The sequence below is a fragment of the Gilvimarinus sp. 1_MG-2023 genome, from assembly GCF_030548285.1.
On the sequence record NZ_JAUOSC010001276.1, the window covers coordinates 1 to 257 of the forward strand.

1 protein-coding gene is annotated in these 257 nt (G+C 53.3%); it reads right to left on the minus strand.

The genetic code is table 11. The features are described 5' to 3' along the window. The coding region (locus Q4563_RS20975; RefSeq protein ID WP_303605896.1) for a hypothetical protein at window positions 1-257 on the minus strand (257 nt) is incomplete at both ends.

Genomic DNA, 257 nt, shown 5'->3' on the forward strand with positions numbered 1-257 from the left:
CCCGTTGGCTGTGTTTGCAAATACTGCAACAAGCCAGTAGCCGCCCGGGTACGCATAAGATTGCAGTTACCCTGGCCATCGGCACCTTCGTGTTGCTCATGACAAGCCGAGCCTTTTGATTTGAAATGATTGATCGACAGCGTAAACACAAAGTCATGAAACTCGAACGACTGGATCAGGGATGGCCGGTGTTTGCGGTCGTTGAATAACACGCCCTGCCGGTCACGTGGCGAATTGGCCGATGACAGCACCTGGGT